Below are 6,601 nucleotides of genomic sequence, written 5' to 3'. Positions count from 1 at the left end.
ATAAATTAGATTTATGTGAAACTCTGGCTATAATCGAAGAAAGATTAGAATTACCCAGTCCAATGGAGCAAGACGACATGGCAGGCAAAACTTTATATGACAAATTGTGGGATGACCACGTTGTTTCACAGCGTGATGATGGCTCATGTTTACTTTATATTGACCGTCATTTATTGCATGAAGTGACTAGTCCACAAGCATTTGAAGGTTTGCAACTTGCAGGTCGTCAACCATGGCGTTTAAGTGCAAACGTTGCTACACCGGACCATAACGTTCCAACGTCTAAAAAAGAACGTGACCAAGGTATCGCAGGTATTGAAGATGATACGTCTCGTATTCAAGTTCAAACCTTAGATGACAACTGTAAAGCTTTTAATATTGTTGAATTCAGCATTAATGATATCCGTCAGGGTATTGTGCATGTCGTTGGACCTGAACAGGGCTTAACTTTACCGGGCATGACAGTCGTATGTGGTGATTCACATACAGCTACTCACGGTGCTTTCGGTTGTTTGGCGCATGGTATTGGAACATCTGAAGTTGAACATGTGTTAGCAACACAATGTTTGATCCAGAAAAAATCTAAAAACATGTTAGTACGTGTAGATGGCGTATTAGGCAAAGGCGTAACACCAAAAGATGTTGTGTTGGCAATCATTGCTAAAATTGGTACTGCTGGTGGTACAGGCTATGCAATTGAATTCGGTGGCCAAGTTTTCCGTGATATGTCGATTGAAGGACGTATGACGGTATGTAACATGGCGATTGAGGCTGGTGCTCGTGTCGGTATGGTTGCTGTTGATGATAAAACTGTTGAATACGTGAAAGGCCGTAGCTACGCACCAAAAGGTGAGCAATGGGAACAAGCAGTTGCTTACTGGGACACTTTGCATTCAGATGAAGATGCAGTGTTTGATGCAGTCGTTGAATTAAATGGTGCAGAGATCGAGCCACAAGTGTCTTGGGGAACTTCACCTGAGATGGTTATTCCGGTCACAGAAGCTGTACCAACTTTAGAACAAGCGAAAGATGACGTTCAACGTAATGACTGGACGCGTGCTTATCAATATATGGGCTTAAATGCTGGTCAAGCATTAGCTGATATTCAACTTGATCGTGTCTTTATCGGTTCTTGTACTAATTCTCGTATTGAAGATATTCGTGCTGCGGCTGAAGTGGTTAAAGGCCGTAAAGTAGCCTCTAGCATTAAGCAAGCCATGATTGTTCCGGGTTCAGGTTTAGTTAAACAACAGGCAGAAAAAGAAGGCTTGGATAAAATCTTCTTGGAAGCTGGTTTTGAATGGCGTGAACCGGGTTGTTCAATGTGTTTAGCAATGAATGCTGATAAGTTACAACCGGGTGAACACTGTGCATCAACATCAAATCGTAACTTTGAAGGTCGTCAAGGTAATGGTGGTCGCACTCACTTGGTGAGCCCGGCAATGGCGGCAGCGGCTGCAATCGCAGGTCACTTTGTTGATGTTCGTTCATTTTAATTCGGTCTGGAGCAAACCATGAAAGCTTATACAGTTGAACAAGGTATCGTTGCACCATTAGATCGTGCCAATGTTGATACAGATTTAATTATTCCAAAACAGTTTTTGAAATCAATCAAACGTACTGGTTTTGGCGATAACTTATTTGATGAACTTCGTTATTTAGATGAAGGCTATCCGGGACAAGATAACTCGGTACGTCCAAAAAATCCGGATTTCGTTTTGAACCAACCACGTTATCAAGGCGCAAATGTTTTAATTGCTCGTACTAACTTTGGCTGTGGTTCAAGTCGTGAGCATGCGCCTTGGGCATTAAATGAATACGGTTTCCGTACTGTTATTGCGCCAAGCTTTGCTGATATTTTCTTTAATAACTGTTTTAAAAATGGCATGTTACCTGTCATTTTGTCAGAAGAAATTGTTGATCAGTTATTTAAAGAGTGTGCTGCTAATGAAGGATATCAATTAACAATTGATTTAGCTGCTCAGGAAGTACGTACGCCAACAGGTGAAGCTTTTAAATTTGAAGTTGACCCATTTCGCAAGCATTGCTTGTTAAATGGTTTGGATGATATTGGTTTAACACTTCAAAATGCCGACGCAATTCGTGCTTATGAAGAAAAAACTAAACAAGTTCGTCCTTGGGTATTCCAAGAGTTAAATTAACCTTTTGGTACATTTTAAACATAGCCATGGCGTAGTGTTCAAACTCTTGCTAACATGCTAAAGCATAAAAACACCTTAAAATTATGCACTAGATGAGGATTGGGCTTGAACAATGAAGAGGAACGTTACTCATAGCTTTTTGTTGAGCCTGTGCGCAATAACACTCAGTGCTTGTCAAAGCACGTACAATGTAGTGGATACTGTCCGTATTAAGCAGGCTGAACAAGAAAATTTGGGGCAGAATGCAGCAATATATTGTTCGGGCGCGAAGAGTTGTGAATTTGAACGACTAAATGATATTACTGTAGTGGATGCGCAAACACGACGAATTAGTAATCAGGCAATTCATCAAGGAATTGTAAGATTGCATGGTTCAGTGCTTGGTCAAACCAACAGTTTATATTTATCTGTGCCCGCTAAACAATATGAAGTGGTGATCCGTTTCTATCCGATTTCTCCAGATCGGGCAGAAACATTTCATGTGATTCACCAGTTTAATGCCAACCATCGCTATACATTTAAAATGTACCGAGACAAATCTAATCGTTCGGGTAGTTTGCTCAATGTTTCTGTACCAGATCCATTATGTGTCGATTTAGATCAGGATGGGCGTGTAATTCGCCGTTTTTGTCGACCATTTGATGTAACAACAGGGCTAGGCGAGTTCCTTGAACAGAAAAAACTAACACCGCGGTAAATATAACGCTGCTTGTTTTTGGAAAATGGAAAAAGTTCATGTCTAAACAGATTTTAATTTTAGCTGGTGATGGTATTGGTCCTGAAATTGTTGGGGCAGCAGAAAAAATATTAAATACAGTAAATGAAAAATTTAATTTATCGTTAACTTGGGAACATGGTCTATTGGGTGGTGCAGCAATTGATGCGCATGGTGAACCGTATCCAGCTGTAACGAGTGAACAAGCAAAAAAAGCTGATGCAATTTTATTAGGTGCGGTAGGCGGACCAAAATGGGATGCGATTGAGCGCTCTATTCGCCCTGAACGTGGTCTTTTAAAAATTCGTAGTGAACTTAACTTGTTTGCTAACTTGCGCCCAGCAATTTTATATCCGCAATTAGCAGATGCTTCTAGCTTAAAACCTGAAATCGTTGCTGGTTTAGATATTTTAATTGTTCGTGAGTTGACTGGTGGTATCTATTTCGGTCAGCCACGTGGTATCCGTGAACTCGAAAATGGCGAAAAACAAGGCTATAACACAGACGTTTATTCTGAAAGCGAAATTAAGCGCATTGCAAAAGTGGCTTTTGAACTTGCAGGTTTACGTGGTGGTAAAGTTTGTTCAGTCGATAAAGCCAACGTTTTAGAAGTTACAGAACTTTGGAAGCAAACAGTTACTGATTTACAGCAAGCAAGTTATTCAAACATTCAGCTTTCACATATGTATGTTGACAATGCTGCAATGCAACTTGTACGTGCACCTAAACAGTTTGACGTGATTGTAACGGGTAACTTATTTGGCGATATCTTATCTGATGAAGCAGCAATGCTTACAGGTTCAATCGGTATGTTGCCATCTGCATCGTTAGATGAAAATGGTAAAGGTATGTATGAGCCTTGTCATGGTTCTGCGCCTGACATTGCGGGTCAAAATGTGGCTAACCCATTAGCAACTATTCTTTCTGTTGCAATGATGCTTCGCTATACTTTCCGTGAAGAAGCTGCTGCAAAAGCAATTGAAGACGCTGTAGGTCAAGTACTTGATCAAGGCTTGCGTACAGCAGATATTATGTCTGAAGGTATGACAAAAGTTGGTACAGCTGAGATGGGTGAGGCAGTTGTCGCTGCTCTTGCTTAAAAGCTTCTTATAAAAAACGCAGCTCACGGCTGCGTTTTTTTGTGCCTATGTTTTAGCAGGCTTTACCTTCATATTGAATAGACTCAGCAATATCATTCTTCAGCTGAAAAATAACTTTGCAGTTGAAATTCAAATCGTAAGAATTACCACCCAAATTACCTGATTGTATAGCGACAGAATTACCTCTCATGTCGACATTAGTCACCATCGGGATTGGAATGTTTAATGGACGTAAAATCGTATAGATGAGTTGATTGGATGTTTTCTGTGGAGTATTTGCGACTTGAAAACCAAGACTTCGTAGATTGATATCTTGCCGAATGGTGTTCGATGATTTGCCTAGAAAGCCCTTTAAGTATTCTTGTAAATCTATAGATTGGCGTGGATGGCTAGTACAAGCGCTCATATTCATGACGATTAAACAAAGTAGACCAATTTGACACCGAGTAGCTGTATTCATTTTTATCTCAATAAAAAATTATATTTATTATTAAAGAACAATAGGTTGGATTTGAATGCTTGTAAAGTAAAAAAGGAAGATTATGATAAATAGAAGGTAAATTTGTCTTGCGATTTATCATTATATTCAAATCGTTTTAATAATAATTTCATAGAAAACTTAAGGAAGAAAAGTATGAGAAAAATAGTTTTTGCTTTTTTATGCAGTTTTGGAATGACTGCGGTCTATGCCGATAACTGCGATAGTGCCCGAAATACTTACGATGATATTTACTGTACAAATAAAATTTATGCGAGTGCTGATGCAGATCTGAACAAGAACTATCAAGCATTGCGCGTAAAATTAAATACGACGCAAAAAAATATTCTTAAAAAATCTCAGCTCGCGTGGATACGTCAACGTGATGCAGATTGTACAGATTCAAATAGGAATAGCGTAGACGTGCAATGTCGTTTACAGACAACGCAAGAAAGAAACCATTGGCTGCAAGAAAGACTGCGTGAATGCCAAACGGTAGGATGTAAAACCAGTCGCTTAAGTGAATAAACAACGCAATAAAAAAGCCACATCATAAAGTGGCTTTTTTGCATTCACTAATTAGCGAGCACGGTACGTAATACGACCTTTAGTGAGGTCATATGGAGTCATTTCGACTTTTACACTGTCGCCAGTAAGAATACGAATATAGTGTTTACGCATTTTACCAGAAATGTGTGCAATAACTTCGTGACCGTTTTCAAGACGTACACGGAACATCGTATTAGGAAGCGTTTCGGTGACAACGCCTTCGAACTCAATGAGTTCCTCTTTATTGGCCATAGCCTACCTGATGATCAAATTGGAAAGGCGCAAATTATAGTCAATTTATTTAAAAAAAACAAGATAGACATCCTTTTGCTAAAGCATCTGGTTAAAGTATGACTAATAAAAAAAGATGTAATTTTTTTCATAAAAGAAGAGTAATTCTGTTGTCAGTTTGGTCAATCAACGCTAATCTAAAATCATAGTTATTAGGGACTGTTAATTGCGTAAAGGTCAACAGCCCTAAATATCAATGAAGTATCTACATGGAAGGGCACTGCGTGGGTCAGCTAACAGATGCATCAGTTGTATTACGCTTTGGCTATCAAGCGATTCGTCGTGCGGGTTTGCCAACAGAAGAAATATTAACCAAAGCGGGAGTTGCTTTAAATCAGGTTGATACAAATGCACGTACACCGTTAAGTGCACAGTACGCCTTTTGGACTGCCGCTCAGGAAGTCAGTAAAGATCCAGATATCGGTCTGCATTTAGGCGAGCATTTGCCTTTGTACCGTGGTCAGGTCATTGAACATCTATTTATTAGTAGTGAAACTTTTGGTGAAGGTCTAAAACGGGCCTTGGCTTATCAGCGACTCATTAGTGATGCTTTTGATGCAAAACTGGTAGTTGAAGAAGGGCGTTGTTATTTAACTAATGGTCAACAGATCGGTGCTGATAATCTTGTTAATCGTCACTTCTCTGAATGTGCAATTTCAGGCATCCTTAGATTTTTTAAATTTATTACCGAAGGGCAATTTCATCCCATCTTCATCGATTTTAATTTTAGCGAAGGTGCTTCTGAGGATGAATATTTCCGAGTGTATGGCTGCCCAGTCAGTTTAGGCCAGAAAGAGACACGTTTATATTTTGATCCAGCTATTCTAGATTTTCAGCTTTGGCAAGCAGAGCCTGAGTTATTGCAGTTGCATGAGCAGCTCGCGATTGAAAAACTACAGGAATTGGCTCGCTATGATTTAGTTGGTGAAGTTCGTCGCGCAATTGGTTCAACGTTGGAAAGTGGAGAAACAACCTTAGAAACGGTTGCTGCTCAGCTGAATATTACTCCACGTCGCTTACGTACTCAGCTAAGCGAAGCCAATACTAGTTTTCAGCAAATCTTGTCAGATTATCGTTGTCGATTAGCTAAAAAACTTTTGGCAAATACCAACGAGAGTGTTGAGCGTATTGTGTATTTAACTGGCTTCTCTGAGCCAAGTACGTTTTACCGCGCATTTAAGCGTTGGACGAATGAGACACCAGTTGAATACCGTAAACGTAAACAACACCGGTAGAAACATACAGCATTGGGCTAAGCTTACTCAGGTAAGTTTAGCCAATGTGGTCCAAGCGGTGGCTGTGGCAA

The 6,601-nt window shown here is 39.8% G+C and carries 8 protein-coding genes; 6 read left to right on the top strand and 2 right to left on the bottom strand.

The annotated features are described in order from the left end of the window. The first annotated feature begins 77 nt into the window (after positions 1 to 77). The 4 genes from leuC (at position 78) to leuB (ending at position 3,977) form a co-directional block, all read left to right on the top strand. A complete protein-coding gene (gene leuC / locus UC75_RS13955; RefSeq protein ID WP_004794861.1) occupies positions 78 to 1,496 on the top strand; it encodes a 3-isopropylmalate dehydratase large subunit in 1,419 nt (472 codons plus the stop codon). An 18-nt stretch (positions 1,497 to 1,514) separates the two neighbouring features. After that, positions 1,515 to 2,162 (top strand): 3-isopropylmalate dehydratase small subunit, encoded by a 648-nt coding sequence (gene leuD, locus UC75_RS13950; protein WP_003654711.1) that lies wholly within the window; start codon positions 1,515 to 1,517, stop codon positions 2,160 to 2,162. A gap of 112 nt (positions 2,163 to 2,274) precedes the next feature. Beyond that, positions 2,275 to 2,859 (top strand): hypothetical protein, encoded by a 585-nt coding sequence (locus UC75_RS13945; protein ID WP_005302052.1) that lies wholly within the window; start codon positions 2,275 to 2,277, stop codon positions 2,857 to 2,859. Between the two features lie 38 nt (positions 2,860 to 2,897). After that, the gene (gene leuB / locus UC75_RS13940; RefSeq protein WP_049837939.1) at positions 2,898 to 3,977 is read left to right on the top strand and encodes a 3-isopropylmalate dehydrogenase; all 1,080 of its coding nucleotides are present in this window, start codon (positions 2,898 to 2,900) and stop codon (positions 3,975 to 3,977) included. Positions 3,978 to 4,029: 52 nt separating this feature from the next. On the opposite strand, the gene UC75_RS13935 is transcribed toward leuB, so the two are convergent. Next, the gene (locus tag UC75_RS13935; protein WP_005302055.1) at positions 4,030 to 4,437 is read right to left on the bottom strand and encodes a hypothetical protein; all 408 of its coding nucleotides are present in this window, start codon (positions 4,435 to 4,437) and stop codon (positions 4,030 to 4,032) included. Between the two features lie 174 nt (positions 4,438 to 4,611). Between UC75_RS13935 and UC75_RS13930 the strand changes: the two genes are divergently transcribed. Then, entirely contained in the window at positions 4,612 to 4,983 is a 372-nt protein-coding gene (locus tag UC75_RS13930) for a lysozyme inhibitor LprI family protein (RefSeq protein ID WP_049837938.1), read from the top strand. A 51-nt stretch (positions 4,984 to 5,034) separates the two neighbouring features. On the opposite strand, the gene infA is transcribed toward UC75_RS13930, so the two are convergent. Beyond that, positions 5,035 to 5,256: a translation initiation factor IF-1 gene (infA, locus tag UC75_RS13925; RefSeq protein ID WP_001284370.1), complete on the bottom strand. Its 222-nt coding sequence runs from the start codon at positions 5,254 to 5,256 to the stop codon at positions 5,035 to 5,037. 263 nt (positions 5,257 to 5,519) lie between these two features. On the opposite strand from infA, the gene UC75_RS13920 reads away from it, so the two are divergent. Continuing rightward, complete coding sequence (locus tag UC75_RS13920) at positions 5,520 to 6,530, top strand: AraC family transcriptional regulator (protein WP_049838011.1); 1,011 nt, start codon at positions 5,520 to 5,522, stop codon at positions 6,528 to 6,530. Positions 6,531 to 6,601: the final 71 nt, after the last annotated feature.

It is taken from the genome of Acinetobacter sp. V2, assembly GCF_001188385.1.
Lineage (GTDB): Bacteria > Pseudomonadota > Gammaproteobacteria > Pseudomonadales > Moraxellaceae > Acinetobacter > Acinetobacter oleivorans.
This window is presented reverse-complemented; position numbering and strand designations above follow the sequence as displayed.

What these genes read in the sequence shown, in the direction of transcription:
- leuC (WP_004794861.1), top strand. Translation starts at nt 78, where the DNA reads ATGGCAGGCAAAACTTTATATGACAAATTGTGGGATGACCACGTTGTT.
- leuD (WP_003654711.1), top strand. Translation starts at nt 1,515, where the DNA reads ATGAAAGCTTATACAGTTGAACAAGGTATCGTTGCACCATTAGATCGT.
- UC75_RS13945 (WP_005302052.1), top strand. Translation starts at nt 2,275, where the DNA reads ATGAAGAGGAACGTTACTCATAGCTTTTTGTTGAGCCTGTGCGCAATA.
- leuB (WP_049837939.1), top strand. Translation starts at nt 2,898, where the DNA reads ATGTCTAAACAGATTTTAATTTTAGCTGGTGATGGTATTGGTCCTGAA.
- UC75_RS13935 (WP_005302055.1), bottom strand. Translation starts at nt 4,437, where the DNA reads ATGAATACAGCTACTCGGTGTCAAATTGGTCTACTTTGTTTAATCGTC.
- UC75_RS13930 (WP_049837938.1), top strand. Translation starts at nt 4,612, where the DNA reads ATGAGAAAAATAGTTTTTGCTTTTTTATGCAGTTTTGGAATGACTGCG.
- infA (WP_001284370.1), bottom strand. Translation starts at nt 5,256, where the DNA reads ATGGCCAATAAAGAGGAACTCATTGAGTTCGAAGGCGTTGTCACCGAA.